Origin of the sequence: Phenylobacterium terrae, from assembly GCF_042681205.1 — a bacterium.
Classification (GTDB): Bacteria; Pseudomonadota; Alphaproteobacteria; order Caulobacterales; family Caulobacteraceae; genus Phenylobacterium; species Phenylobacterium terrae.
In genome coordinates, this window is sequence record NZ_JBHUEY010000006.1 from 263,619 (window position 1) to 288,334 (window position 24,716).

The window sequence follows — 24,716 nt, forward strand, 5'->3', positions numbered from 1 at the left end:
GGCGTCGAGCCGCACGTCGCCGGACGGGCTCGGTGTAAGAACCTTACAACATAACACAGAAGAGCTGTAAAGTTATACCACTGCACTGCACAACGGCTCGCCACGCCGGCGCGGGTGTTGCTAAGGCCTCGGTCAACTTCAGTTTTTCCGCCGAGGTCGCGTTATGCCCTACCAAGACCACATCATCGAGATGAGCCAGCTCATCAAGAACAAGAACGGCGCCTGGGACGGGATCGATCCCGAAGCCGTCGCCCGCATGCGCCTGCAGAACCGGTTCAAGACCGGCCTCGAGATCGCCCGCTACACCGCGGACATCATGCGCAAGGACATGGCGGCCTACGACGCCGACCCGGCCAACTACACCCAGTCGCTCGGCTGCTGGCACGGCTTCATCGCCCAGCAGAAGATGATCGCCATTAAGAAGCACTTCGGCACCACCAAGGGCCGCTACATCTACCTCTCGGGCTGGATGGTCGCCGCGCTGCGCTCGGAGTTCGGCCCGCTGCCCGACCAGTCGATGCACGAGAAGACCTCGGTCCCCGAGCTGATCGAAGAGATCTACACCTTCCTGCGCCAGGCCGACGCCCGTGAGCTGGGCCTGCTGTTCCGCGACCTGGACGCCGCCCGCAAGGCCGGCGACTCCAAGAAGGAGCAGGAGCTGCAGGACAAGATCGACAACTACGAAACCCACGTCGTGCCGATGATCTGCGACATCGACGCGGGCTTCGGCAACGCCGAGGCGACCTACCTGCTGGCCAAGAAGATGATCGAGGCCGGCGCCTGCTGCATCCAGATCGAGAACCAGGTCTCCGACGAGAAGCAGTGCGGCCACCAGGACGGCAAGGTCACCGTCCCGCATGAGGACTTCATCCAGAAGCTGCGCGCGGTCCGCTACGCCTTCCTCGAGCTGGGCGTCGACAACGGCGTCATCGTCGCCCGCACCGACAGCCTGGGTGCGGGCCTGACCAAGCAGATCGCCTACTCCAAGGAGCCGGGCGACCTGGGCGACAAGTACAACAGCTTCCTCGACGTCGAGGAGATCGACCCGGCGACCGCCAAGAACGGCGACGTGGTGATCAACCGCAACGGCAAGCTGTTCCGTCCGAAGCGCCTGCCCTCGAACCTGTTCCAGTTCCGCGCCGGCACCGGCGAGGACCGCTGCGTCCTCGACTGCATCACCGCGCTGCAGAACGGCGCCGACCTGCTGTGGATCGAGACCGAGAAGCCCCACATCGGCCAGATCGCCGGCATGGTGGACCGCATCCGCGAGGTCTTCCCGAACGCCAAGCTCGCCTACAACAACAGCCCGTCGTTCAACTGGACGCTGAACTTCCGTCAGCAGGTGTTCGACGACTACGTGAAGGCCGGCAAGGACGTCTCCGCCTACGACCGCGACAAGCTGATGAGCGTCGACTACGACGCCACCGAGCTGGCGATCGAGGCCGACAACCGCATCCGCACCTTCCAGAAGGACGCGGCCGCGCGGGCGGGCATCTTCCACCACCTGATCACCCTGCCGACCTACCACACCGCGGCCCTGTCGACCGACAACCTGGCCAAGGAGTACTTCGGCGCCGCCGGCATGCTCGGCTACGTGGCCGGCGTGCAGCGCAAGGAGATCCGCGAAGGCATCGCCTGTGTGAAGCACCAGAACATGTCCGGCTCGGACATCGGCGACGACCACAAGGAGTACTTCGCCGGTGAAGCCGCCCTGAAGGCGGGCGGCGTCCACAACACCATGAACCAGTTCGCGTAAGCGGCCGGTTCGGCGCCTCTTCTCCTCCCCCGCGCAGCGGGGGAGGGGGACCGCGAAGCGGTGGAGGGGGCGCAGGAGTTTCGAGCGCCCCCTCCGTCTCGGCGCTCGCGCGCCGATCCACCTCCCCCGCAGTCTTCGCTGCAGGTGAGGAGCTGGAAGGCGCCGTTTGGTTCCGGCTCTTGCGTGAGGGGACGTCAAGGGCCGAAAGAGCAGGGCGCTTCGGAGACTCCGGGGCGCCCTGTTCCGTGACAGCTTGCAGGCAGAGTGAGACCGCCCATGGACGTCAGCTCCAATCTCTTCGTCGACGACCTTCTCCACGCCTTCGTCGAAAAGGAGCTGCTGCCGGGGACCAAGGTAGAGCCGGCCGCCTTCTGGGCCGCCCTCGAGGCCCTGCTGGCCGACTTCACCCCGAAGAACGATGCGCTGCTGGCCCGCCGGGACGAGCTGCAGGCCAAGATCGACGCTTGGTGGCGCGAGCGCCGCGGCAAGGACGTGTCCGTCGCCGAGCAGGAGGCCTTCCTGCGCGAGATCGGCTACCTGCTGCCCGAGCCCGCGCCGTTCTCCATCGAGACCCAGAACGTCGACCCCGAGTTCGGGCAGATCGCCGGCCCGCAGCTGGTGGTGCCGGTCTCCAACGGCCGCTACGCCCTGAACGCGGCGAACGCCCGCTGGGGCAGCCTCTACGACGCCCTCTACGGCACAGACGCCCTGGAGCCCCCGACCGGCGGCAAGGGTTATGACCCGGTGCGCGGCGGCAAGGTGATCGCCTACGCCCGCGCGCTGCTGGACCGCGTCGCCCCGCTGACCGGCGGCAGCCACACCGACGCGGCCGGCTACGCCGTCGAGGGCGGCAAGCTGGTGGTCGCCCAGCAGGGCGGCGGCCAGGCCCGGCTTTCCGACGAGGCCCAGCTGAAGGGCTGGCGCGGGAATGCGGAGGCCCCTTCGGCCGTGCTGCTCGGCCACAACGGCCTGCACCTGGAGATCCAGATCGACCGGGTCCACAACATCGGCAAGGACGACCCCGCCGGCGTCGCCGACGTGCTGGTGGAGAGCGCGCTCACCACCATCCAGGACTGCGAGGACTCCGTCGCCGCCGTCGACGCCGAGGACAAGACGGGCGTCTACCGCAACTGGCTCGGCCTGATGAAAGGCGACCTGGTCGCCCGCTTCGACAAGGGCGGCCGCACCGAGACCCGGGCCCTCAACGAGGACCGGAGCTACACCGCCCCGGACGGCTCGACCCTCACCCTGCGCGGCCGCTCCCTGATGCTGGTGCGCAACGTCGGCCACCACATGACCACCGACGCGGTCCGCTTTAGGGGCAAGGACGCCTACGAGACCGTGGTCGACGCCCTGATCACCGTCACCGCCGCCCTGCACGACCTGAACGGCGCGCGCCGCAACAGCCGCCACGGCTCGGTCTATGTCGTGAAGCCCAAGATGCACGGGCCGGACGAGGTGGCCCTCGCCGTCGAGCTGTTCGACCGGGTGGAGGACGCCCTGGGCCTGGCCCGCAACACGGTCAAGCTGGGCATCATGGACGAGGAGCGCCGCACCAGCGCCAACCTCGCCGCCTGCATCGCGGCCGCCAAGAGCCGGGTCGTGTTCATCAACACCGGCTTCCTCGACCGCACCGGCGATGAGATCCACACGGCCATGGAAGCCGGCCCGGTAGTCCGCAAGGACGCCATGAAGGCCGAGCCGTGGCTGGCGTCCTACGAGAAGCGCAACGTGGAGATCGGCCTTTCCGCCGGCTTCCGCGGCAAGGCCCAGATCGGCAAGGGCATGTGGGCCGCGCCCGACATGATGGCCGACATGCTGAAGACCAAGGTCGGCCACCCCAAAGCCGGCGCCAACACCGCCTGGGTGCCCAGCCCGACGGCCGCCACCCTGCACGCCCTGCACTACCACGAGGTGGACGTCCCCAGCCTGCAAGAGGAGATGGCCGCGGCCGCCCAGCGCACGGGCCTGGAGGATCTGCTCAAGGCTCCGCTGGCGAAGTCGAACTGGAGCCCCGCCGATGTCCAGCAGGAGCTGGACAACAACGCCCAGGGCATCCTCGGCTATGTGGTCCGCTGGATCGACCAGGGCGTCGGCTGCTCGAAGGTGCCCGACATCCACGACGTCGGCCTCATGGAAGACCGAGCCACCCTGCGCATCTCCTCCCAGCACATCGCCAACTGGCTCCACCACGGCGTCTGCACCGAAGCCCAGGTCCGCGAGACCTTCGCGCGGATGGCCAAGGTCGTGGACAAGCAGAATGCGGGCGATCCGCTGTACCGGCCGATGGCGGAGGACCTCGAGGGCAGTGTCGCCTACCAGGCGGCGCTCGAGCTTGTGTTCGAGGGGCGGGCGCAACCGAACGGCTACACCGAGCACGTGCTGACCCGCCGGCGGCGGGAGCGGAAGGCGAGGGGGTAGGAGGCGGGGGCCCGCTCTTGGCGGACCCCGAGGCTTCGGCGATCGCCTACGGCGCGCGCGCGCCAAGGTCGTCAGGATATCCCGCCTTCAGCCGGGGCCACTGGGAGGTGGGGCGGCCGTCGGTGGTCATCCCTTCCGGGTCCTGCGGCCATCCGGGAGGCGAGTCTTCCCAGTCCTGCTGCCGGCCGTAGAGGGTGAGGTCGAGGAGGCGGTAGTTGTTGTCCATGGCCTCGACGCCGCGGCGGGTGGTCCAGTAGGTCTCGAAGACGTCGGACCCCTGCCGCAGGTAGCAGATGAGATACATCCGGCCGGCGGGGCGTCCGTCCAGCAGGGTGGCGAGCGAAGCCTCCGGGACCGCGTACCAGGGCAGGTCCCAGCCCATGAAGTCGCGGTAGCGCGCGCTCTCCGCATAGGGACCTTGGCAGAAGGTGGCGTAGGTGACGCCCTTGGCGTGCAGGGTCGAGACCTCGCGGACCTGCGAGGTGAAGAAGGTGCAGCCCTCGCATTGCCGCGCCGCAGGACGGCCGGGATACCACATGAAATAGTAGGCGATGAGCTGGCGGCGGCCCTCGAACGCATCCAGCAGCCTCACTGTCCCGCAGCCGCCGACGAGCGGCGTGGATGCGTCGACCTGCACGATCGGAAGCCGCCGGCGGGCGGCGGCGATCGCGTCGCCCTCCCTTGTGTGCGCCTTTTCCCGAACGCGCAGGCCCTCAACTGCGCTCTGGAAGGTCGATCGATCGACGACGTTGGGGATCGCGGAACTCTCGTTGCGCATCGCTGGACTCCATGGGCCCCGCCGCGGGGGAGAATGGGGCGCAGCGGCGTCGGCCGCCATGTCGAAAATCGGCGATTTCCTGCCAACGCGGGCCATTGTGAGAGTGGGGGTGGTGGCGTTCTCGGCGACGGCGGCTGCCGAGCTCGGCGACTATGGCGAGAACCCGGTGATCCTGTTCAGCTACGGTGACCTGCCGCATCCGTTCAGCGCGGCCTGAGCCCCGCGCCGCCGCACGACGGGCTTTCATTCAGCGTCCGAGCAGCGCCCTAGGTCCGCACACCCGTCGCGGTCATCCAACCCCAATCGCCGCGTGGCTTGCGCACCTCGACGGCGTCGAACCCGGCGTCGGCCAACGCGGCGGCCACGTCGTCGGGCTTGCGCGGGGTGAATATGTCCGCGGGCATGTTCATCCGGTCCATGCGCGCCTTGGGTACGAACCCTAGGACGACCCGACCGCCGGGCTTGAGCACGCGGCCAATCTCCCGGGCGCCGCTTTCGAGGCTTTTCCAGAAGTAGACCGTGTTGACGCTCAGCGCCTTGTCGAACGCGGCGTCGGGAGAGGGCAGGCTCTCGACCATGCCGACGCGGAACTCCGCGCGTCCGGCGCTGACGTCGTTCGCAAACCGAGTAGTCGCAGCCTTGACCACATCTGGCGAGGCGTCGACGCCGCAGACGTAGGCGGCCTCGCGGATCGGGCGCGGCAGCGCGACGCCGCCGCCGAACCCGATCTCCAGCACCCGATCGTCGGCGGAAAGGCGCAACTGCTCCACGGCATAGCTGTTCAGGCTCGCGTTGCCGCGGTTCATCAAGCTGCGGATGATGCGGCCGCCAAGGCCGGTCGGCCGGGAGAGCTGCCTTGCGACGAACCTGGGCGCCATGGTCGCCTCCGCGCGTACGCCTGAGCTTGCCGCCACAGGCGCCTCTCGGCAACGACCTGGCCGCGCGGGTCCGCGGGTTCGGCGACCTCGCGCTTCTCATCGGGGCGCGGCGCCCTGCCGCCGCTCGCCACTCCGCCGCGGCGCGCCCTCGATGAACCCCACCGCCGTCGCCAGCTCGTCCTCCTGCGCGATCCGCCCCGCCAGCCGGCCCGCGGCCCGCGCCATCCCCGGCTGCGCGGCCGCATCGAACGCGCGGGCGAGGGCGTCGGCGGTGAGGCGGCGGCGGTCGAGGGGGGCGGGGCCGGCGCCGAGGTCGTGGACGCGGCGGGCCCAGAACGGCTGATCGCCCATGAAGGGGCAGACGATGGTCGGCAGGCCGGCCGAGAGGGAGGCCCCGGTGGTCCCGGCGCCGCCGTGGTGGAGGGCGGCGGACATGAGCGGCAGCAGCGCGGTGTGCGGGGCGGCGTCGATGAAGTGGACGTGCGGGCCGGCGGCGATGGGCGTCAGGGCGCCGCCGCCGGTAGCCAGCACGCCGCGCCGGCCCGCCCTGGCCAGCGCCGCGGCCACCGTCTCGGTGAGTTCGCGGGGGTCGATCCCCGGCATGCTGCCGAACCCGACGTACACCGGCCTGTCGCCGGCGCTCAGGAAGGCGGCGAGGTCGGCCGGCGGCGCCCAGGGCGCGTCCAGCACCCAGTAGCCGCTGACGCAGACGTCGTCGGACCAGTCGGCGGGCCGAGGGAGCACGGCGGGGCTGTAGGCGTAGAGGGTCCGCACCGGCGCCCGGCCGGCGCCCGCCCCGTCCAGCCCGAGGACGGAGGCGCGCCACTGCGCGATGGCGCGGCGAAACAGGGTCTGCCCACCCTGGATCGCGAGGCGATGGCTCGCCCGGTTGAGCGGTCCGAGGGTGCGGAACGGCAGCAGGGGGCTGGGGAAGGCGGCGGTGGGCGTGAACCCCGGCAGCGGCGAGGCGAGGAGGGCCTCCACCCCAAGCTTCTCGGCCATGTGGGGCGAGGCGAGGGACTTGGGGTGGTGGACGATCAGGTCGGGCGAAAAGCCGGCCGCGGCCCGCCATTCGGCGTCGAACAGCTCGCGCATCAGGGGGCGGACGTGCTTGAGCAGTTTCAGCCCGCCGGAGAAGCCGCGGCCCCGGGCGATCGCGGCCTTGCCCTGGGGCGTGTCGAGCAGGTCCAGGAAGCCGGCCGGCAGCGGCGCGAACGGCACGCCCTGGCCCTCGATGAGCCCGGCGAACTGCTGCGGCGCGGCCAGTAGCACTTGGTGGCCTGCGCGTATGAGCGCCAGCGCCAGGGCGAGGTAGGGCTGGACGTCCCCGCGGGTGCCCAGCGTGTGGATCGAGATCTTCATGCGGACCGGCGTCGCAACCAGCGCAGGCGGGGTCAAGGCCGGCCGGCCGAGGTCCGGGGCCGCCGCAACTTGTCTGCGGTTCTAGGCGCTGGTCCCGCCTGGCTGGCGCGCCAGCATGGCGAGGATGACCGCCCTGAGTTCCGCCTTGGCTTCCTCCGCAGAGAGTTCGTTCGCGATCACGGCGTTGGAGAGCGCCTCGGCGGCGCCCAGCATCGCGCGCAGCCCGGCCAGGCCCACGCTGCCCGAGGGGGACGCCGGTGCAAGCGCGTCCCGGCACTTCGCCAGGAAGGCGCTCTCGCATTCCCGCCTGACGCGCTCGAGCTCGGGCGAGCCGGACAGGGCCGCCACGACGCCCGGGATCTCCCGCCCCTGCGCCAGCACGCAGTTCACATAGGACTCGGCCAGCATGTCCGCCCGGGCGTCGGCCGTCGGGGCGCTGGCGGCGATAGCGGCGTCGATCTGTTCGTTCTGGCGCGCGTCGAACTCGAGATAGAGCGCGGTGAGGAGGCCGTTCCGATCGCCGAAGTGGTCGTACACGACCGGCTTCGTGACCCCCGCCTTCTCCGCAAGGTGGCCCAGCGTGAGCGCCTCCGTGCCGGCGTCCTGGACTATGGCCCAGGCGACGGAGATCAGCTGGCGCCGCCGCTCGTCACGGGCCAGCCGAGACCGGTGCGATGGAGGCGGAGCGGGCGCCCGTCCCGAACCTGCGTTCGTCGTTGACACTGCTATATACCAAACGTAACTTACTAATAGTATATAGCGCGCTCGCACCGCGGGCAATCGGTCGACAGGATGTTGAACATGCATGCGCTCATTGTCGTCGCTCATCCCCAGAGCGCTTCGCTGACCCGCGCGGTGGCGGAGCAGCTGGCCGCGGGTGTGGAGTCCGACGGACGGCACACCGCCGAGATCGCCGACCTCGCCGCCGAAGGGTTCGACCCCCGCTTCTCGGCCGCAGACGTCGGCGCCTACAAGGGCCAGGCAGGGATCCCGCCGGACGTGGCGGCGGAGCAGGCGCGGATTGACCGCGCGGACGCCCTGGTCCTCGTCTACCCCGTCTATTGGTGGTCCTTCCCGGCCCTCCTGAAGGGCTGGATCGACCGCGTCTTCAGCAATGGCTGGGCCTATTTGGAGACGCCGGACGGAGGCCTGGTGAAGAAGCTCCAGCGGCTCGACGTTCACCTCGTGGGCATCGGCGGGGCGGACATGCGGACCTTCGCGCGGCGCGGATACCTCTGGGCGATGAGGACCCAGATCGAACACGGCATCTTCGACTATTGCGGGGCCCGGGTGGTCACGTCGGAGCTGCTGTTGCCGCCGGCCGAAGGCGACCGGACCCTTGATCTGGCCGCAGCGCGCGGCCTCGGCGAAGCCGTCTTCAGGACGATGTCCAGCACGGTGGCTGCGGCCTAGACGGAATCTCAGCGCCAAGAGAGGCCAGAACGGCTGGTCGCCCACGACGCCGGGCCCTCCAGCGCGGCCGCCTCAGGCCAGAAGGCCTGACCTCCCGGCGGCCCGGAGCCGGGCCGCCAGCGGCAACATGAGCAGGCCGTGAAGCACGGCCCAGATGCCGATGGCCCAGAGGAGACTCAGGGCGCCGACCTTCGGCGCCGCGATCAGCGCGACGCCGAACAGCGCCGACATCGCCCCATTGAGGAGGACGCCCAGGTCCCGCCGGCCGTGAGGCTTCGATGCGGCGTCGGCGCCCCGCAGGGCCGGCTCGCAGATGATCTCCGCGGCGCCGTGCAGGATCAGCCAGCCGCCGAGAACCCGCACGAGCAGCAGGGCGAGGAGTTCCGGCTGGGTCAGCGCCACCACCCCAACGACGACATTGATCGTCGCCCGCAGCGTCAGCCAGGGGCGGCGACGGTCGAGGTTCGCCGTCATCAGGAACAGGACCAGCCCGTCGAACACCGCGTAGGCGCCGAACAACCCGAGGAGCGCCTGCGCGGAGTGTCTGGGCCAGGCGAGGGTGAGCGCGCCGAAGGCGATCGCCGCAAGGGCGCGAAGCAGGATCACCCACCAGATCCGGGACGTCGGGTCGTGGATTATCGGCTGGCCAAGCCGAACCTCGGCGCCTTCGGTCAGCGCACGCGCGCTCCGTCTCAGCGCGCCTGCCTTGCGGGCGAGTTGAAGCCGCTTGGCGCCGGGGTTCCGCGCAATCTCGTTCATGTCCCGGGCGCGAGGTTCATCGTGACAGGCGTTGGGATGGGTGCAGCCTGGAGCCTGCCTCGGGGCGGCCTGCCGAGCCATCAGGTTCAACCCTGACGCCGGGGCGGCCAAGAATGCGCCCGCCGCAAAGGAAAAGGGCCGCGGAGCGCATGCCCCGCGGCCCTCAGATCCAGCGCTAAGAGCTGCGCCCTAGCACTTGTAGTACATGTCGAATTCGACCGGGTGCGGGTGCAGCTGCAGGCGCATCACCTCTTCCATCTTCAGCTCGATGTAGCTGTCGATGAAGTCGTCGTCCATGACGCCGCCCTTCTTGAGGAAGGCGCGGTCCTTGTCGAGGTTCTCGAGGGCTTCGCGCAGGCTGCCGCAGACCTCGGGGACCTTCTTCTGCTCGCGCGGGGGCAGGTCGTAGAGGTTCTTGTCCATGGCCGGGCCCGGATCGATCTTGTTCTCGATGCCGTCGAGGCCGGCCATCAGCAGGGCCACGAAGGTCAGGTACGGGTTGCCCATGGGGTCGGGGAAGCGGGCCTCGATGCGCTTGGCCTTGGGGCTCTCCACGTGCGGGATGCGGATGGAGGCCGAGCGGTTGCGCGAGGAGTAGGCGAGCTTGACCGGAGCCTCGTAGCCCGGGACCAGGCGCTTGTAGCTGTTGGTCGTCGAGTTGGAGAAGGCGTTGATCGCCTTGGCGTGCTTGATGATGCCGCCGATGTACCACAGGCACATGTCCGACAGGCCGGCGTACTTGTCGCCGGCGAACAGCGGCTTGCCGTCCTTCCAGATCGACTGGTGCACGTGCATGCCCGAGCCGTTGTCGCCGAACATCGGCTTGGCCATGAAGGTGGCCGTCTTGCCGTAGGCCGCGGCGACGTTGTGGATGACGTACTTATAGAGCTGCATCCGGTCGGCCATGGTGATCAGCTCGGCGAACTTCAGGCCGAGCTCGTGCTGGGCCGGCGCCACCTCGTGGTGGTGCTTCTCGGGCTGCATGCCGAGGTCGCGCATCACCGACAGCATCTCGCCGCGGAGGTCCTGGGCGCTGTCCACCGGGTTGACCGGGAAGTAGCCGCCCTTCGGGCCCGGGCGGTGGCCCATGTTGCCTTCGGGATATTCGCGCGCCGAGTTGGACGGCAGCTCGCGGTCGTCGAACGAGTAGCCGGTGTTCTGCGCGGCGGTCGACCAGCGCACGTCGTCGAACAGGAAGAACTCGGCTTCCGGACCGAAGAACACGGTGTCGCCGATGCCGGCGCTCTTGATGTAGTTCAGCGCGTTCTTGGCGATCGAGCGCGGATCGCGGTTGTACGGCGTGTTGGTGTCGGGGTTCAGCACGTCGCAGAACAGCGCCAGCGTGGTCTGCTGGTAGAAGGGGTCGATGTAGGCGCTGTCCAGGTCCGGACGCAGCTTCATGTCGGACTCGTTGATCGCCTTCCAGCCGGCGATCGAGGAGCCGTCGAACATGGTGCCGTCGGTCAGGAAGTCCTCGTCCACCAGGTCGATGTCGAAGGTGACGTGCTGCATCTTCCCGCGGATGTCGGTGAAGCGGACGTCGACGTAGGCGACCTCCTTCTCCTTGATCAGGTTCAGGATGTCTTGGGCGGAAGCCATGGGTTCTGTTCCCCTGTTTGAAGCTCGATGATGGTCAGATGGCCGACGTGCCGGTCTCGCCGGTGCGGATGCGCAGCACCTCGGCGACGTCGGAGACGAAGATCTTGCCGTCGCCGATGCGGCCCGTGCGGGCGGCGGTGACGATGGCTTCGAGGGCGGCTTGCAGCTGGTCGTCGCCGACCACCACCTCGATCTTGATCTTGGGCAGGAAGTCCACGACGTACTCGGCGCCGCGGTAGAGCTCGGTCTGGCCCTTCTGGCGCCCGTAGCCCTTGGCCTCCAGCACGGTCATGCCCTGGACGCCCAGCTCCTGCAGGGCCTCCTTCACCTCGTCGAGCTTGAACGGCTTGATGATGGCTTCGATCTTTTTCATGCGCCTTGGGCTCTGTTCCGTTCGACGAGAGGGCCGCCCCCGAGCGGTCGGCGCGAACCAGCATGCTCCGGGCGGGGCGAACAAGGGGCTGTCGGCGGTTGGCGCGGCCCGCTGAGCGGGTTTCGTGCGTTTGCCCACGAAATAGGCGCCGGGCGCCTCGTTTGCGCGCAGTGCGGTTTTGGGCGCGGTTGGCGGGAAATTGGGGGCCGCGGGAAGGGCGGCCTGTCACCCGGGCTGCAGGGGACGCCGTTTCGAGCGCGGGATTGCGGGCGAACAGGGTGAATCCGCGCTGCGGCCGCTTCCGCCGCTGCGCTGCGAAACGGCCGGGTTTGCTGAGAATTGCGGCGGCGGAGGCGCCTCCCAACCGCTCACCCCGGCCTCCGCCGGGATCAGCGGGGAGAGGGCGCCCCCGTCACAGAACCGTTGCCTCGCGCCGCCAGACAGGGAACAACGCCGCCAAACGAGGAGACCGCCCATGCCCCACCTCTATCTGATCCGCCACGGCAAGCCGGCGCAGGTGTGGGGGCAGGGGAGCGACGAGGATCCGGGCCTGGACGAGCAGGGCCGGGCCCAGGCCGAGGCCGCGCGCGACGCCCTCCTCGCCCGGCCCGAGCACGAGAGGCCCAAGCGCGTGGTCTCCAGCCCCCTGCGCCGCTGCCGCGAGACCGCCCAGCCGCTGGCCGACGCCCTGGGCGTCGAGGTGGAGATCGACCCGGTGGTCGGCGAGATCCCGACGCCCTCGACGATCGCGGCCGAGAACCGCAGCGCCTGGCTGCGGCAGGTCTTCCAGAGCCAGTGGGGCGAGATCGAGGGCGACATCGACTACGACGAATGGCGCCACGCCATCGCCCGCTCGCTGCGGGCCCGCGGCGACACCGCCGTCTTCTCCCACTACGTCGCGATCAACGCGGTGCTCTCGCACCTGGAGGGCCACGATCGGGTGCTGAGCTTCCGGCCGGACCACTGCTCCATCACCGTGCTGGAGACCGACGGCGAGGAGCTGCGGCTGGTCGAGAAGGGGCGGGAGGCGACGACCGGGGTGCTCTGAACTCATTTCCCGCTCATGCCCGCGAAGGCGGGGCGCCCATTCGGCCTCTCCGCCGCGATGGATTCAGCATGGGTCCCCGCCTTCGCGGGGATGAGCGGGTTGGTGAGTTGACCTGGCCGGACGCCGAGGCTGCAATCTCGCCATGGGGCTTAAGCATATCCAGCCTTCGATGAAGGCCGGCGGAACCGGGGGCCTGATGACGAGCGTGAACGCGTGACCCCCCGGCAGATCCTCTCCGTCGCCGAGATCGCCGCCGCCGACAAGGCCGCCATCGCCGCCGGCACGCCCGGCGTGGTGCTGATGGAGCGCGCCGGGCAGGCCGTGGTGGAGGAGGTCGTCCGCCGCTTCACGCCCCGGCGCACGGTCGTGCTCTGCGGCCCCGGCAACAACGGCGGCGACGGCTATGTCATCGCCCGGCTGCTGAAGGCCCGCGGCTGGCCCGTGCGCGTGCTGGCGCTGGGCAAGCCCGAGACCGGCGACGCCAAGGCCGCCGCGGCCCAGTGGGACGGGGAGACCGCGCCGCTGCGCGCGCCTGTCGGCGGCGAGCTGGTGGTCGACGCCCTGTTCGGCGTGGGCCTGAGCCGGCCGCTGAGCGGCGAGGCGGCGGCGGTGGCGCTGGAGCTGGCCGAGCGGCCGGCCCAGGTGGTCGCCGTCGACGTCCCCAGCGGCCTGCCGGGCGATGCGGCCCAGCCGTCGGGGCCCTGCGCCTGCGCCGGCCTCACCGTCACCTTCCACGCCCGCAAGATCGCCCACGCCCTGGAGCCCGGCCGCAGCCGCTGCGGCGAGGTGGTGGTGGCCGACATCGGACTCTCGGACACCGCCTCTCGCCTCTACGAGAACACGCCGGCCCTGTGGCTGCCGCGCTTCCCCTGGCCCTCGGCCGCCTCGCACAAGCACGCCCGCGGGCGGATGATCGTCATCTCGGGCCCGGTCGCCAGCACCGGCGCGGCGCGGCTGTCCGCGCGGGCCGGCCTGCGCATCGGCGCGGGCCTGGTGACCGTGCTCTCGCCGCCCGATGCGCTGGAGGTCAACGCCGCCCACCTGGAGGCGGTGATGCTGCGCGGCTTCGAGACCGACCTGGAGCTGGAGACGATCGCCCAGCAGGTCGACGCCGCGGTGATCGGCCCGGCCGCCGGCGTCACCGAGGCGACGCTGATGAACCTGCTGGCGCTGGCGCGCACCGGCGCGGCGCTGGTGATCGACGCCGACGCCATCACCGCCTTCCGGGGCGATCCGGACGAGCTGTTCTCGGTGCTGGACCGCGACGATGTGCTCACCCCCCATCCGGGGGAGTTCGAGCGGATCTTCCCGCGCCTGCTCGGCGCCTCTCCCGAGCGCATCGCCGCCGCCCGCGCCGCCGCGGAGCGGGCCGGCGCCGTGGTGCTGCTCAAGGGGCCCGACACGGTGATCGCCGCCCCGGACGGGCGCGCGGCGGTGAACCTCAACGGCAGCCCCTGGCTCGCCACCGCCGGCTCGGGCGACGTGCTGGCCGGCTTCATCGCCGGGCTGGTGGCCCAGGGGATGGAGAGCTTCGAGGCGGCCTGCGCCGGCGCCTGGATCCATGCGGAGGCGGCCGCCGGCTTCGGCCCCGGCCTGATCGCCGAGGACCTGCCCGGCCTCGCCCCGGCGGTGCTCAAGCGGCTGTACGAGGGCGGGCGCTAGTCGCGCAGAGCGCGATCTCGGCGCCCTGTCGGAAGTGTCCGGCCCGGCGCCAGGATGTTTCCGGACCGGACGTTTCCGAGATTTCGGGTCCTCTGCGAGGGCCCGCCGGCACTACGGAGGCCACGCGCGAATGTTGCAAGTGGGCTCGCCTCTCGCGTGCGTAGGTTATCGGTGATCCGGCCAATATGTCGCAGGGCTGGCCGCTTCGGAGGGCGCAGAGTGCGCAAAGCGCCGGCTGGCGGAGAGAAGCGAGGCCGGCCGGCGCCCTGGGCTGTTCAGGGCCGCGCAGCAAAGCTTGGCCCTGAACAGCCCAACGCGGGGCGGGCGTCGCCGTTCCACGGCGAGGCTTAATGGGCGACGCGGCCCAGCGTCTCGGTGAGTTGCGTCATCACGAACGGCTTGGCCAGGAAGCTGGACGGCTTCACCGCCTCGGTGCGGTAGCGGATCCCCGGGGCGCCGGAGATGAACACCACCGGGATCTCGGGATAGACGGCGCGAAAGCAGCGCGCGACGCCGAACCCGTCGGTGGGGCCGCCCAGGTCGATGTCGGTGACCAGCGCCTCGAACGAGCGCGGCTCCTCGATGGCCCGCAGGGCCTCCCGCGCGGTGCCGGCGCAGGTGACGTCATAGCCGCAGGCCTCCAGCTCCTCACGGATCAGCAGCGACACCAGAGGGTCGTCTTCGACAAGCAGCACGTTCCGCACCAGAGGACCTCGTGGGGATTGGAACCGCCCCCCCAACGTTCGCGGAACAACGAACTTTATCAAATGATTGTTCCCGCCGCTGCACATGAAGGCGCCGCGGCGCTGGCCAGGGCGGGGCGGTTTGGCCTAAACCCAGGCGGCCCCTGGGCGGATGTGGCGGAACTGGTAGACGCACTGGATTTAGGTTCCAGCGCCGCAAGGCGTGGAGGTTCGAGTCCTCTCATCCGCACCAGGGGCGGGGCCGGCGAAGCGTCAACCATGGTTTGCGCTTTTCCGCTTGGCCGGCTCATGACATAAACCGCCCGCCGCCGCCCGGCCCTTCGGGCGGCGTAATCAATTCCAGCCGTATGCGGCGATACACCAAGGCCGCCGGAAGCCCTGAAGATGTCCATGCAGATCGTTGATAAGTCTGGTGAAGGCCTGAGCCGCGTGTTCGGCGTGACGGTGCCCGCCCAGGACCTGGCCGAGCGCCTCGAAGCCCGCATCGCCGAGATCACGCCCCGGCTCAACATCAAGGGCTTCCGCCCGGGCAAGGTGCCGGCCGCGCACGTGAAGCGCATCTACGGCAAGGCGCTGATGAGCGAAGTGCTCGAGCAGACCTTCAATGAGACCACCCAGAAGGTGCTCGAAGACAACAAGCTGCGTCCGGCCGGCGAGCCGGACCTGAAGCCGGAAGGCGACCTGGAGCAGGTCATCGAAGGCAAGGCCGACCTCTCCTACGAGATCGCCGTCGACGTGATGCCGGAGTTCGAGCCGGTGGATCCTTCGACCCTGTCGCTGGTCCGCCCGGTCCACGAGCCGACCGACGAGGAGGTCGACGAGGCGGTGAAGGAGCTGGCGGCCCAGAACCGCACCTTTGAGCCGCGCACCGGCAAGACCGTGAAGGCCAAGGACGGCGACCAGGTGGTCATCGACTTCGTCGGCCGCATCGACGGCGAGGCCTTCGAAGGCGGCTCGGCCGAGGACGTGCCGCTGGTGCTGGGCTCGAACCAGTTCATTCCCGGCTTCGAGGAGCAGCTGGTCGGCGCCAAGCCCGACAGCGAGGTGACCGTCAAGGTGACCTTCCCCGCCGAGTACCAGGCCGCTCACCTGGCCGGCAAGGAAGCCGAGTTCGAGGTCAAGGTGAAGGAGGTCAAGGCGCCGGTGGAAGCCGCCGTCGACGACGAGCTCGCCAAGCGCCTGGGCGTCGATGACCTGGAAGCGCTCAAGAAGCTGATCCGCGAGAACCTGCAGCAGCAGTTCCAGCCGTTCTCGCGCTTCAAGCTGAAGCGGGCCCTGCTGGACGAGCTGGACTCCAAGCACGACTTCCCGCTGCCGCCGAAGATGGTCGAGGCCGAGTTCAACGCCATCTGGAGCCAGGTGCTCGCCGACAAGGAGAACGGCCAGCTTCCGGAGGAGGACGCCGCCAAGTCCGAAGAGCAGCTTCAGACCGAATACCGCAAGATCGCCGAGCGCCGCGTGCGCCTGGGTCTGGTGCTGGCCGAGATCGGCCGGGCCAACAACGTCCAGGTGACCGAGCAGGAGCTGGCCCAGGCGATGCGCCAGGAGGCCATGCGCTACGGCGCCCAGGCCCAGCAGATCTTCGACCTGCTGCGCAAGAACCCCAACGCCCAGGCGCAGATGCGCGCCCCGATCTTCGAGGACAAGGTCGTCGACCTGATCGTTGAGAAGGCCAAGGTCGAGGACAAGCCCGTCTCCAAGGAAGAGCTCCTGAAGGAAGACGACCTGCCGGCGGGCTACGGCGAGATCTGACGCCCGGGATGAGGCGTCCGGCCGGATCGCGTCGCCTCGTCCGCACCGTCACGGTGATTGCGGCCAGCGTCCTCCTCGCGGGGGCGCTGGCCGTTTCGATTCTGCAGGTCAGTCGCGCGCGGTGCTTCGCGCTCACCGGCCCCGTCGTCTGCCGCGTGGAGACGGAGCGGCCCTTGGTCGCGCTGACCTTCGACGACGGCCCCACGGAGGCGGGCGTCGGCGCCGTGCTGCCGGTGCTCCAGGCCCACGGGGCGAAGGCCACCTTCTTCCTGATCGGGCGCGAGACGGCCGAGCGGCCGCAGCTCGCCGCCCGGCTTGTCGCCGCCGGCCACGAGATCGCCAACCACAGCTACAGCCACCAGCGGATGGTCGGTCGCTCGCGCGGCTTCTACGAGCGTGAGCTCGCCGCGACCCAGGCCGCGCTCGAAGGCGCCGGCGGCGAGAGCCGGCTTTTTCGGCCGCCCTATGGAAAGAAGCTGGCTGGCCTGCCGAATGAAGTCCGCCGTCAGGGGCTGACCCTCGTCATGTGGGACGTCGAGGACCCGCAGACGCAGGACCCTGCGGCCTTCGCCGACAAGGTGGTGACGAAGGCCCGGCCCGGCTCGATCATCCTGCTGCACGCCATGTATCCGGCCAATGCGACGGCCCGCGAGGCCTTGCCGCGCATCCTAGAAGGGCTGCGCGGCAAGGGGCTTCAGGCGGTCAGCGTCACAACCCTGCTGGAGCAGGCTAGGCGGCCGGAACCTTCATCGTGAGGTAGGGCGTCTTGGCCTGCTCCGGCGTGGTGGGGCCGGGGACTTTGTGCTCGACCGGGGGCAGGGACTTCAGGTAGGCCGCCAGGGCCCTGGCGTCGTCGGGCGTGAGGTTGGCGTAGGCGTGCGAGGGCATGATCGGCGCCAGGATCCGGCCGTCCGGCCGCTCGCCCTTGGTGACGGCGGTAATGATCTGCTCTTCGGTCCAGGCCCCCAGGCCGGTCTCGTGCGGCGTCAGGTTCGGCGGGTAGACGACGCCGAAGCCCGGGATCTCGAAACCTTCCTGCGAGCCGGAGAGGGGCGTGTCGGGCCTGGCCTGGCCGGTCAGGGCCCCAGGCCGATGGCATCCGGCGCAGTCCATGATGTTGGCCAGGTACTTGCCCCGCGCCACGACGTCGGTTGCGGAGGCCGCGGGCGGCGCGGCGGCGCTTGCCGGAGCGGGCGCCTCCGGGGCGCAGGCGCCGAGCGCCAGAAGGCTCGCGGCCGCGGCGGCCGCCAGGGTCCATGACTGTCTCATTGATGGTGGTCCTCAGGGGTTGGCGCGCCGATCGGGGCCGGGACATCCGTGCCGAAAGCGCCGCACAGGTCTTGCCGAACCAAGTTCGTTGACGGGCGAGGCCGGTGAAATAACCGCGCCGCGAGGCCGGCTCAATCCGCAGGAACGCTGTACGGCTCTGCAGTTCCGCAGAGCGGCCGTCGCACGACCGGCGCCATCGGCCGCCTTGCAACCGCGCTGGCGGCGGGCGATATCCGGTACAAGGCGGGCGCTTCTCCCACGCCCGTAGATTCTCGAGAAAAGGCCGGCCACATGCGTGACCCCATGTCCATGCTCAACCTCGTGCCGATGGTCGTCGAGCAGACGAGCCGCGGCGAGCGCGCCTACGACATCTTCTCCCGCCTGCTGAAGGAGCGGGTGATCATGCTCTCCGGGCCCGTCGAGGACGGCATGGCCGCGCTGATCACCTCGCAGCTCCTCTACCTGGAGAGCGAGAACCCGAAGCGCGAAATCCAGATGTACATCAACTCGCCGGGCGGGGTCGTGACCTCGGGCCTGGCGATCTACGACACCATGCAATACATCCGCAGCCCCGTGGCGACCTTCTGCGTCGGCATGGCGGCCTCGATGGGCTCCTTCCTGCTGATGGCCGGCGAGCCCGGCATGCGGGTGTCGCTGCCGAATTCGCGGATCATGGTGCACCAGCCGTCGGGCGGCTATTCCGGCAAGGCCTCCGACATCCAGCGCCATGCCGAGGACATCGTGAAGACCAAGCGCCGGCTGAACGAGATTTACGCCAAGCACACCGGCCGCACCTACCAGGAGGTCGAGGAGACCCTCGACCGCGACTTCTTCATGACCGCCGAGGAAGCCAAGGCCTGGGGTCTGGTCGACCACGTCATCGAAAAGCGCGACGACCAGCCGGGGTCGTAACGCCGCGATGCCGGCGGCGCGCGGCCACGCCCTGATGGTCGGCGGCACGGGCATGCTGTCCGCCGCCGCCGACGCCCTGGCCGCCGACGGCTGGCGGGTCAGCCACATCGCCCGCCGTGCGGCCGCCTTCGCCGAGGGGCGGGAAGGGCAGGCGGGGTTCGACGCCGACTACCACGACGAGGCCGCCTTCCGCCGCGCGCTGGACGCGGCCCTGGCCTGGGGCGGGGCGGCGGAGCTGGGGATCGCCTGGTTCCGCACGTTGAAGCTGGAGACGCCGCGGCTGATGGCCCAGGCCCTGGGCGCGCCCGGCCGGCCCGCGCGCCTGTTCCAGGTGGTCGGCAGCCGCACCGCCCATCCCGATCACCCCGACCGCCTGCCAAGGGCCGCCGCTGTGGCCGAGGGCCTTCCGGATTGCCGCTTGCGCCAGGTCGTACTGGGCTTTCGCGTCGAACCTGCCGGAGCGCGGGCCAACACCAACGAGGAGATCAGCGCCGGCGTGCTGGAAGCCATCGCCGCCGACCGGCCGCTGACCATCGTCGGACAGGTCGATCCCTGGCCGTTGGATCGGTGAGCGGTTGGGGGCGCGCAGCGGCCCGGCCCGTCACCGGGTGAGCCGAGTGGCGGCGGCGAGCACAGCCGTGCGGGCTTCGGCGTCGGTCACCTCGATGCGCTCCCATTCGCCGTCGGGACCGCGGACGTCCGCGAACAGGCCCTTGGGATCCTCGTGGAAGTGCAGGAAGGCCTTGGACCTTCGGTAGAAGACGCCGCGCGACTTCTCTTGCACGCCGGGCAGGGCGCGCAGCTCCTCGAGCAGGTCCGACAGCTCGTCCAGGGCGGCGGGGCCGGCATGCCTCATGCCGGCGAGCTTATCCGCAGATCAGTGTTTCTCGAAGCGGCTGTCGAGGGCGGAGAGGAGCTGGCGGCGGCCGACGTCGGAGCCGACCTCGAAGCGGTCGAACTCATGGCCGTGCGGCCAGCGCAGGTCGGCGTAACAGGCCTCGCCGTCCTCCATGAAGCGCAGGAACAGGCGGCTCTCGGCGTAGAACTCGCCCGGCGCCTTCTCCTCGAGCTGCGGCCTGCGGCGCACCTCGTCGATCAGCGGCTCGAGCTTCCTCAGGGTTTCGGGTCCGGCCTCGTGCATGGCCCAACAACGCTAGAGGCGGGGATATTGTTCTGGACGGGCGAGGTAGTAGGCGGCGCCCTCCGATCCGGCTTCGGCCTCGACGCAGGCGTTGTAGACCCGACCCTCGAAGCCGCCCCGTTCGGCGCGCTTGGCCAGCCGCCTGGCCTCGACCTCGGCCAGGCCCGTCCCGCTCGCCTGCGCCAGCGCGATGACCACCTCCAGCACGTCGGCCAGCTCCTCGATCAGCGAATCGGCGTCGGCGCCGACCGCCTCCGCAGCTTCCTCGAGCAGCTTCTTCTTCAGCTCGGAGAGGTACTCGGCCTCGTCCAGCGCGCGCGCAAACACCCGGAGGCCCTGGCCGCGCATGATCTCCGGAAGGCCGTCGCGGATCAGCTTCTCCACCCTGAACCGCATCACCTCGCTCATGGCCGCCCCCTGAACACCCGATAGCCTTTGATGTCGGCGATGTGCAGCATCTCCGTATCGCCGCTCGAGTCGCCGTAGGCGGCCGCCAGCCGAAGATTCGGCCCGAAAGCCTGGCGCAGGCGGCGCACCTTCTCCATGCCGCGGTTGTTCTCGCCGATCAGCGCGCCGGCGACCCGGTCCTGGGTGTCGAACTCCAGCTCGGTGCCGAGCAGCAGGTCCGCGCCCAGCATGTCGGCGAAGGGGGCGATCAGGATGGTCGGCGAGGCGGTCACGATCACCACCTTCGCGCCCTTGCGCTTCCAGTCCTCCCAGGCGGCCAGGGCGTCGGGGCGGAACAGGCGCGGGGCCGCGGCCTGCGCGAACGCCCGCGCGTCCGCCGCCAGCTGCTCGCGCCCGACGCCGAACAGGAACTGCCGCACCGCGTGCGCCTTGATGCGGCCCCGGTCGCGGTGGAACAGATAGCTCACCATATTGGGCGCCAGCATGGCCAGCGCGACCGCATAGCCGCCGTGCCCGGCCCGCCAGCGCAGGAAGGCCGTGAAGCTGTCCCTGACGGTCAGCGTCCCGTCGAAGTCGAAGGCCGCCACCTGCGCCTCGCCCGCGGGCTGTTCCAGAACTCTCTGTTCGCCGACCGTCAACGTCTCACCCTGTGTCCCTTCGCCGCCGCGGGATGTCCGGCAATTGGACTTGTTCCAAAACGGCGCGCGTCCCATCTATCATTGTGCAACGATGCGTCGCCGAGGCCCTTCCGACACGATTTGTCGCTGCGGTGCAGGAAGGGTTGTGATCCGAGGGCGGATCGGGGAATGTCAAGGATTAGACAACCGGCGGCGCGTATCCTGCATTGATGCCGTGGGCGCCCCCGTGTGGGACGCTGTCGGACCGGTGTCCGACGGGGTCTAGGAAGTGAGAAGCGAACGATGACCAAGGCCGCGAGCGGGGACTCCAAGAGCACGCTGTACTGCTCGTTCTGCGGAAAGAGCCAGCACGAGGTGAGGAAGCTCATCGCGGGCCCGACGGTGTTCATCTGCGACGAGTGCGTCGAGCTGTGCATGGACATCATCCGCGAGGAGCACAAAATCTCCTTCGTGAAGTCCAAGGACGGCGTCCCCACGCCCCGCGAGATCCGCGAGGTGCTGGACGACTACGTCATTGGCCAGGACCATGCGAAGAAGGTCCTCTCGGTCGCCGTCCACAACCACTACAAGCGGCTGAACCACGCCCAGAAGAACAACGACGTCGAGCTCGGCAAGGCCAACATCCTGCTGATCGGCCCGACCGGCACCGGCAAGACGCTGCTGGCCCAGACGCTGGCGCGGATCATCGACGTGCCGTTCACCGTGGCCGACGCCACGACCCTGACCGAAGCCGGCTACGTCGGCGAGGACGTCGAGAACATCATCCTGAAGCTGCTGCAGGCGGCCGACTACAACGTCGAGCGGGCCCAGCGCGGCATTGTCTACATCGACGAGGTCGACAAGATCAGCCGCAAGTCGGACAACCCCTCGATCACCCGCGACGTGTCGGGCGAGGGCGTCCAGCAGGCGCTGCTCAAGATCATGGAAGGCACCGTCGCCTCCGTGCCGCCGCAGGGCGGGCGCAAGCATCCGCAGCAGGAGTTCCTGCAGGTCGACACGACCAACATCCTGTTCATCTGCGGCGGCGCCTTCGCCGGCCTCGAGAAGATCATCTCGGCGCGCGGGCAGGGGACCTCGATCGGCTTCGGCGCCAAGGTCGCCGACCCGGACGAGCGCCGCACGGGCGAGATCTTCCGCAAGGTCGAGCCGGACGATCTGCTGCGCTTCGGCCTGATCCCGGAATTCATCGGCCGTCTGCCGGTGATCGCCACCCTGGACGACCTCGACGAGGCGGCCCTGGTGAAGATCCTGACCGAGCCGAAGAACGCCTTCGTCAAGCAGTACCAGCGCCTGTTCGACATGGAGAACGTCGGCCTGACGTTCACCGACGACGCGCTCAACGCCGTCGCCCGCAAGGCGATCGCGCGCAAGACCGGCGCCCGGGGCCTGCGCTCGATCCTGGAAGGCATCCTGCTCGACACCATGTACGAGCTGCCCAGCTACGACGGCGTCGAGGAAGTGGTCGTCAACGCCGAGGTGGTGGAAGGCCGGGCCAAGCCCCTGGTCATCTACGCCGAGCGGCGGGACAAGGGCGGCGCGGCCTAAGCGCCGAGGCCTGATCGGAACCGAGAAGCCCGGCCTCACGGCCGGGCTTTTTCGTTGCTAGGCTCCGGCCATGCATCCCGAGCACGCCCGCCTCTTAGAGGAGATCCGCAAGGCCGGACGCCCGCCGGCCATGCCGCCGCCGGGCAACGACTCCTTCGGCAGCAGCGGACGGGTCAGCTATTTCGTCTCCGTCCCGGGCCGGCGGGCGATCGCCAGGGGCTGGGCGCAGGCCCGCCGTCAATCCGAGCCCCAGGCGGTGCTGGCGGTCGTCGAGAGCCTGCTGGACGGCGAGTCGTTCGAGGAGCGGACGCTGGCGACCTTCCTGCTGGCCTATCACGGGCCGGCGCGAGGCGCGGTGCGGCCGGAGCAGGTGGAGAGCTGGCTGGGTCGCCTGAACGGCTGGGCCGAGGTGGACGGGCTCTGCCAGAGCCTGTTTCCCGCCGACCAGTTGCTGGCCGACTGGCCGGCCTGGCGGGCGACGCTGGAGCGGCTGGCCGGAGAGCCCGACCCCAACAAGCGCCGGGCCTCGCTGGTGCTGCTCACCGGGCCGGTGAAGGCCAGCGACGATCCGCGGCTGAAGACCGCCGCGTTCGGGGCCATCGACCGCCTGGGGAGCGAGCGGGACCCGCTGATCGCCAAGGCCGTCTCCTGGCTGCTCCGGGCGCTCTGCCAGCGCCATCGGGCCGAGGTCGAGGCCTACCTCGAGCGCCACGCTTCAAGGCTGACGGCGCTCGCCGTCCGGGAGACGCGGACCAAGCTTGCGACCGGGGTGAAGACCCCCAGACGCCCACGCTGGGGCCTCTGAGGCGCGGTTCAGTGAATGTCGTTGTCGGCGACGAACGGCTGCAGGTCGTCCGGGGTCACCCCCTCGGCGGCGGCCACGAGGTTCAGCGCCCGGACCAGCTCCACGTTGGCCTGGATGTCCTTGAGCGCCGCCTGCAGGCGCGCTCGCGCGCGGAGCGTCTCGGTGAGCAGGCGGTCCAGGTCAGCGGACCGGCGCGCTCCATCCTCGCTCATCCCCAGACCTCGCAGGGTCTCGAAAAGCTTGTTGGCATCGGCGAGCTTCGCGCGCGAACGGCGATAAGCCGCGTGCGCTGCGCCGTACGCGCCAATCAGTTCACCCCAGCCCAAACCATCCCCCAGTCCTCACGCCTAGGGCATGAGCGGCCTGCGAACCTCGTTTAGGCCCCCGGAGTTCCACGCGAGCCCGTTCAGAGGCCGAAAAAACTTCACAATTGCTGCTGGTTCGCTCCCTGGCGGTTGCATGCGGACCGGCCTCGCGCGTGAGGGGAGGCCGTTCAGGTGCGAGTCATCTTCAGGCGGCGATGCTTGCCTGAGTCGGGGATCAGACAGTTTGGGAGAGGTCCCCCTTGGCTCACCGACGCAGTCCCGGCGCTTCGAAAATCGCCTATGCGCCCGCAAGCCCGAGATCCCACCGGGCCGGTGGGACCGACGAGGCGCTGCGGCCGCCGGCCGAGGCGGTCGTGCACGATCTCTTCAAGCGGCAGCTTCTCGAGCACATTCCCCGGCTGCGCGCGTTCGCGCTCAGCCTGACCCACAACGCCGAAGAGGCGGACGACCTGGTGCAGGACGTCCTGCTGCGGGCCTGGCGGGCGCGGAAAAGCTTCGAGCTGGGCACCAACCTGCACGCTTGGCTGTTCCGCATCCTGCGCAACACCTTCTACAACGACGCGGTCGTGAAGCGCCGTGCGGTCCAGGATGTCGACGGCGTCATGGCGGCCAACGTTCCGGCGGCCCCCAACCAGGAATGGCGGGTCCGCTGGGGCGAGATGCTGGAGGGGCTGCAGGAGCTGAAGCCGCACGCCCGCGAGGCCCTGCTGATGATCGCCGCCGCCGGGATGAGCTACGAGGAAGCCGCGCAGATCTGCGGCTGCCCGGTCGGGACCATCAAGAGCCGCGTGAAGCGGGCCCGGACGGAGCTGGCCCAGCGCATCGACTTCGAACTGCCGCCGCTGTCGGAGGTGGGCGCCGACCGCCGCTGCGCGTGAGGCGCCCGCGGGCCGCTCTTGAACAACGTCAAGATCATCCTAGATCTTGGGGCGTGAACCGGCCGCCGGCTTCGGGCGACGATTTCATGCCCCCGACGCTCGAAGATTCGCTTTCTAAGAGCAAGTTATCCACATGGGGCGCATCGTCGCGCAATGTTCTTGCCCAGCTTGAAGAAGCCTGCAAACGGTCCACATAAATGCCAAATCGTACGCCCTCCGACGGGCGGACGGATCGCCCGACTCAAGCGCATCGTTTGAGTTACCGCGGTCCGTCGGTCGGCGCCGATCA

27 protein-coding genes, 1 tRNA gene and 1 pseudogene are annotated in these 24,716 nt (G+C 69.6%); 15 read left to right on the forward strand and 14 right to left on the reverse strand.

What is annotated here, in order from left to right; all coding sequences use genetic code 11:
* The first annotated feature begins 163 nt into the window (after positions 1 to 163).
* The 3 genes and pseudogenes from ACFSC0_RS15645 to ACFSC0_RS15655 all read left to right on the forward strand — a co-directional run bounded on the left by ACFSC0_RS15645 (position 164) and on the right by ACFSC0_RS15655 (position 4,177).
* Positions 164 to 1,756 (forward strand): isocitrate lyase, encoded by a 1,593-nt coding sequence (locus ACFSC0_RS15645; RefSeq protein WP_377281802.1) that lies wholly within the window; start codon positions 164 to 166, stop codon positions 1,754 to 1,756.
* Positions 1,757 to 1,777: 21 nt separating this feature from the next.
* A pseudogene (locus ACFSC0_RS15650) lies at positions 1,778 to 1,861 on the forward strand (hypothetical protein); the annotation flags it as partial.
* Between the two features lie 171 nt (positions 1,862 to 2,032).
* The gene (locus tag ACFSC0_RS15655; RefSeq protein ID WP_377281803.1) at positions 2,033 to 4,177 is read left to right on the forward strand and encodes a malate synthase G; all 2,145 of its coding nucleotides are present in this window, start codon (positions 2,033 to 2,035) and stop codon (positions 4,175 to 4,177) included.
* A gap of 46 nt (positions 4,178 to 4,223) precedes the next feature.
* Here the strand turns inward: ACFSC0_RS15655 and ACFSC0_RS15660 are convergent, their stop codons facing one another.
* Positions 4,224 to 4,955, reverse strand: a complete 732-nt coding sequence (locus ACFSC0_RS15660; RefSeq protein ID WP_377281804.1) for a DUF899 family protein — start codon at positions 4,953 to 4,955, stop codon at positions 4,224 to 4,226.
* A 58-nt stretch (positions 4,956 to 5,013) separates the two neighbouring features.
* On the opposite strand from ACFSC0_RS15660, the gene ACFSC0_RS15665 reads away from it, so the two are divergent.
* Complete coding sequence (locus ACFSC0_RS15665) at positions 5,014 to 5,172, forward strand: hypothetical protein (protein WP_377281805.1); 159 nt, start codon at positions 5,014 to 5,016, stop codon at positions 5,170 to 5,172.
* A 49-nt stretch (positions 5,173 to 5,221) separates the two neighbouring features.
* On the opposite strand, the gene ACFSC0_RS15670 is transcribed toward ACFSC0_RS15665, so the two are convergent.
* From ACFSC0_RS15670 to ACFSC0_RS15680, 3 genes are all read right to left on the reverse strand, one after another.
* Positions 5,222 to 5,833 (reverse strand): class I SAM-dependent methyltransferase, encoded by a 612-nt coding sequence (locus ACFSC0_RS15670; protein ID WP_377281806.1) that lies wholly within the window; start codon positions 5,831 to 5,833, stop codon positions 5,222 to 5,224.
* Positions 5,834 to 5,929: 96 nt separating this feature from the next.
* Positions 5,930 to 7,195: a glycosyltransferase gene (locus tag ACFSC0_RS15675; protein ID WP_377281807.1), complete on the reverse strand. Its 1,266-nt coding sequence runs from the start codon at positions 7,193 to 7,195 to the stop codon at positions 5,930 to 5,932.
* An 81-nt stretch (positions 7,196 to 7,276) separates the two neighbouring features.
* Positions 7,277 to 8,023, reverse strand: coding sequence for a TetR/AcrR family transcriptional regulator (locus ACFSC0_RS15680; protein WP_377281808.1), 747 nt, complete (start codon positions 8,021 to 8,023; stop codon positions 7,277 to 7,279).
* On the opposite strand from ACFSC0_RS15680, the gene ACFSC0_RS15685 reads away from it, so the two are divergent.
* Positions 7,997 to 8,608 (forward strand): NAD(P)H-dependent oxidoreductase, encoded by a 612-nt coding sequence (locus tag ACFSC0_RS15685; protein WP_377281809.1) that lies wholly within the window; start codon positions 7,997 to 7,999, stop codon positions 8,606 to 8,608. The genes ACFSC0_RS15680 and ACFSC0_RS15685 overlap by 27 nt on opposite strands.
* Before the next feature lie 72 nt (positions 8,609 to 8,680).
* Here ACFSC0_RS15685 and ACFSC0_RS15690 read toward each other — a convergent pair whose 3' ends face one another.
* From ACFSC0_RS15690 to ACFSC0_RS15700, 3 genes are all read right to left on the reverse strand, one after another.
* On the reverse strand, positions 8,681 to 9,478 hold the full coding sequence (locus ACFSC0_RS15690; RefSeq protein WP_377281810.1) for an HdeD family acid-resistance protein: 798 nt from the start codon (positions 9,476 to 9,478) through the stop codon (positions 8,681 to 8,683).
* Positions 9,479 to 9,556: 78 nt separating this feature from the next.
* Entirely contained in the window at positions 9,557 to 10,966 is a 1,410-nt protein-coding gene (glnA, locus tag ACFSC0_RS15695; RefSeq protein WP_377281811.1) for a type I glutamate--ammonia ligase, read from the reverse strand.
* A 34-nt stretch (positions 10,967 to 11,000) separates the two neighbouring features.
* On the reverse strand, positions 11,001 to 11,339 hold the full coding sequence (locus ACFSC0_RS15700; RefSeq protein ID WP_377281812.1) for a P-II family nitrogen regulator: 339 nt from the start codon (positions 11,337 to 11,339) through the stop codon (positions 11,001 to 11,003).
* Positions 11,340 to 11,814: 475 nt separating this feature from the next.
* On the opposite strand from ACFSC0_RS15700, the gene ACFSC0_RS15705 reads away from it, so the two are divergent.
* Together ACFSC0_RS15705 and ACFSC0_RS15710 are read left to right on the forward strand one after the other, a co-directional pair.
* Entirely contained in the window at positions 11,815 to 12,387 is a 573-nt protein-coding gene (locus ACFSC0_RS15705) for a histidine phosphatase family protein (RefSeq protein WP_377281813.1), read from the forward strand.
* Between the two features lie 213 nt (positions 12,388 to 12,600).
* Positions 12,601 to 14,049 (forward strand): NAD(P)H-hydrate dehydratase, encoded by a 1,449-nt coding sequence (locus ACFSC0_RS15710; protein ID WP_377281814.1) that lies wholly within the window; start codon positions 12,601 to 12,603, stop codon positions 14,047 to 14,049.
* Between the two features lie 347 nt (positions 14,050 to 14,396).
* Here the strand turns inward: ACFSC0_RS15710 and ACFSC0_RS15715 are convergent, their stop codons facing one another.
* On the reverse strand, positions 14,397 to 14,744 hold the full coding sequence (locus ACFSC0_RS15715; RefSeq protein WP_377281815.1) for a response regulator: 348 nt from the start codon (positions 14,742 to 14,744) through the stop codon (positions 14,397 to 14,399).
* A gap of 156 nt (positions 14,745 to 14,900) precedes the next feature.
* Between ACFSC0_RS15715 and ACFSC0_RS15720 the strand changes: the two genes are divergently transcribed.
* The 3 genes from ACFSC0_RS15720 to ACFSC0_RS15730 all read left to right on the forward strand — a co-directional run bounded on the left by ACFSC0_RS15720 (position 14,901) and on the right by ACFSC0_RS15730 (position 17,260).
* Positions 14,901 to 14,985: transfer RNA gene (locus tag ACFSC0_RS15720), tRNA-Leu, on the forward strand.
* Between the two features lie 158 nt (positions 14,986 to 15,143).
* The gene (tig, locus tag ACFSC0_RS15725; protein ID WP_377281816.1) at positions 15,144 to 16,505 is read left to right on the forward strand and encodes a trigger factor; all 1,362 of its coding nucleotides are present in this window, start codon (positions 15,144 to 15,146) and stop codon (positions 16,503 to 16,505) included.
* Between the two features lie 8 nt (positions 16,506 to 16,513).
* On the forward strand, positions 16,514 to 17,260 hold the full coding sequence (locus tag ACFSC0_RS15730) for a polysaccharide deacetylase family protein (RefSeq protein WP_377281817.1): 747 nt from the start codon (positions 16,514 to 16,516) through the stop codon (positions 17,258 to 17,260).
* Here the strand turns inward: ACFSC0_RS15730 and ACFSC0_RS15735 are convergent.
* Positions 17,235 to 17,774 carry a c-type cytochrome gene (locus ACFSC0_RS15735; RefSeq protein WP_377281818.1) on the reverse strand — a complete coding sequence of 180 codons (540 nt, stop codon included), beginning with the start codon at positions 17,772 to 17,774 and terminating at the stop codon, positions 17,235 to 17,237. The two genes, ACFSC0_RS15730 and ACFSC0_RS15735, sit on opposite strands and share 26 nt — an antisense overlap.
* 291 nt (positions 17,775 to 18,065) lie before the next feature.
* Here ACFSC0_RS15735 and ACFSC0_RS15740 point away from each other — a divergent pair, with 291 nt between their 5' ends.
* Positions 18,066 to 18,686, forward strand: a complete 621-nt coding sequence (locus tag ACFSC0_RS15740; RefSeq protein ID WP_377281819.1) for an ATP-dependent Clp protease proteolytic subunit — start codon at positions 18,066 to 18,068, stop codon at positions 18,684 to 18,686.
* Between the two features lie 7 nt (positions 18,687 to 18,693).
* Positions 18,694 to 19,257: a Rossmann-fold NAD(P)-binding domain-containing protein gene (locus ACFSC0_RS15745; RefSeq protein WP_377281820.1), complete on the forward strand. Its 564-nt coding sequence runs from the start codon at positions 18,694 to 18,696 to the stop codon at positions 19,255 to 19,257.
* A gap of 30 nt (positions 19,258 to 19,287) precedes the next feature.
* On the opposite strand, the gene ACFSC0_RS15750 is transcribed toward ACFSC0_RS15745, so the two are convergent.
* The 4 genes from ACFSC0_RS15750 to ACFSC0_RS15765 are packed head-to-tail and all read right to left on the reverse strand — an operon-like array spanning position 19,288 to position 20,873.
* Positions 19,288 to 19,542 (reverse strand): hypothetical protein, encoded by a 255-nt coding sequence (locus ACFSC0_RS15750; RefSeq protein ID WP_377281821.1) that lies wholly within the window; start codon positions 19,540 to 19,542, stop codon positions 19,288 to 19,290.
* A gap of 21 nt (positions 19,543 to 19,563) precedes the next feature.
* Positions 19,564 to 19,827: a hypothetical protein gene (locus tag ACFSC0_RS15755; RefSeq protein WP_377281822.1), complete on the reverse strand. Its 264-nt coding sequence runs from the start codon at positions 19,825 to 19,827 to the stop codon at positions 19,564 to 19,566.
* 12 nt (positions 19,828 to 19,839) lie between these two features.
* On the reverse strand, positions 19,840 to 20,235 hold the full coding sequence (locus tag ACFSC0_RS15760) for a MazG nucleotide pyrophosphohydrolase domain-containing protein (protein WP_377281823.1): 396 nt from the start codon (positions 20,233 to 20,235) through the stop codon (positions 19,840 to 19,842).
* On the reverse strand, positions 20,232 to 20,873 hold the full coding sequence (locus ACFSC0_RS15765; protein ID WP_377281824.1) for an HAD-IB family hydrolase: 642 nt from the start codon (positions 20,871 to 20,873) through the stop codon (positions 20,232 to 20,234). The genes ACFSC0_RS15760 and ACFSC0_RS15765 overlap by 4 nt, the downstream gene beginning before the upstream one ends.
* A gap of 282 nt (positions 20,874 to 21,155) precedes the next feature.
* Between ACFSC0_RS15765 and clpX the strand changes: the two genes are divergently transcribed.
* Complete coding sequence (gene clpX, locus ACFSC0_RS15770; protein ID WP_377281825.1) at positions 21,156 to 22,418, forward strand: ATP-dependent Clp protease ATP-binding subunit ClpX; 1,263 nt, start codon at positions 21,156 to 21,158, stop codon at positions 22,416 to 22,418.
* Between the two features lie 70 nt (positions 22,419 to 22,488).
* The gene (locus tag ACFSC0_RS15775) at positions 22,489 to 23,223 is read left to right on the forward strand and encodes a DNA alkylation repair protein (protein ID WP_377281826.1); all 735 of its coding nucleotides are present in this window, start codon (positions 22,489 to 22,491) and stop codon (positions 23,221 to 23,223) included.
* An 8-nt stretch (positions 23,224 to 23,231) separates the two neighbouring features.
* On the opposite strand, the gene ACFSC0_RS15780 is transcribed toward ACFSC0_RS15775, so the two are convergent.
* A complete protein-coding gene (locus ACFSC0_RS15780; RefSeq protein WP_377281827.1) occupies positions 23,232 to 23,435 on the reverse strand; it encodes a hypothetical protein in 204 nt (67 codons plus the stop codon).
* Positions 23,436 to 23,788: 353 nt separating this feature from the next.
* Between ACFSC0_RS15780 and ACFSC0_RS15785 the strand changes: the two genes are divergently transcribed.
* Positions 23,789 to 24,427: a sigma-70 family RNA polymerase sigma factor gene (locus tag ACFSC0_RS15785; RefSeq protein WP_377355204.1), complete on the forward strand. Its 639-nt coding sequence runs from the start codon at positions 23,789 to 23,791 to the stop codon at positions 24,425 to 24,427.
* The last annotated feature ends 289 nt before the right edge of the window (positions 24,428 to 24,716 follow it).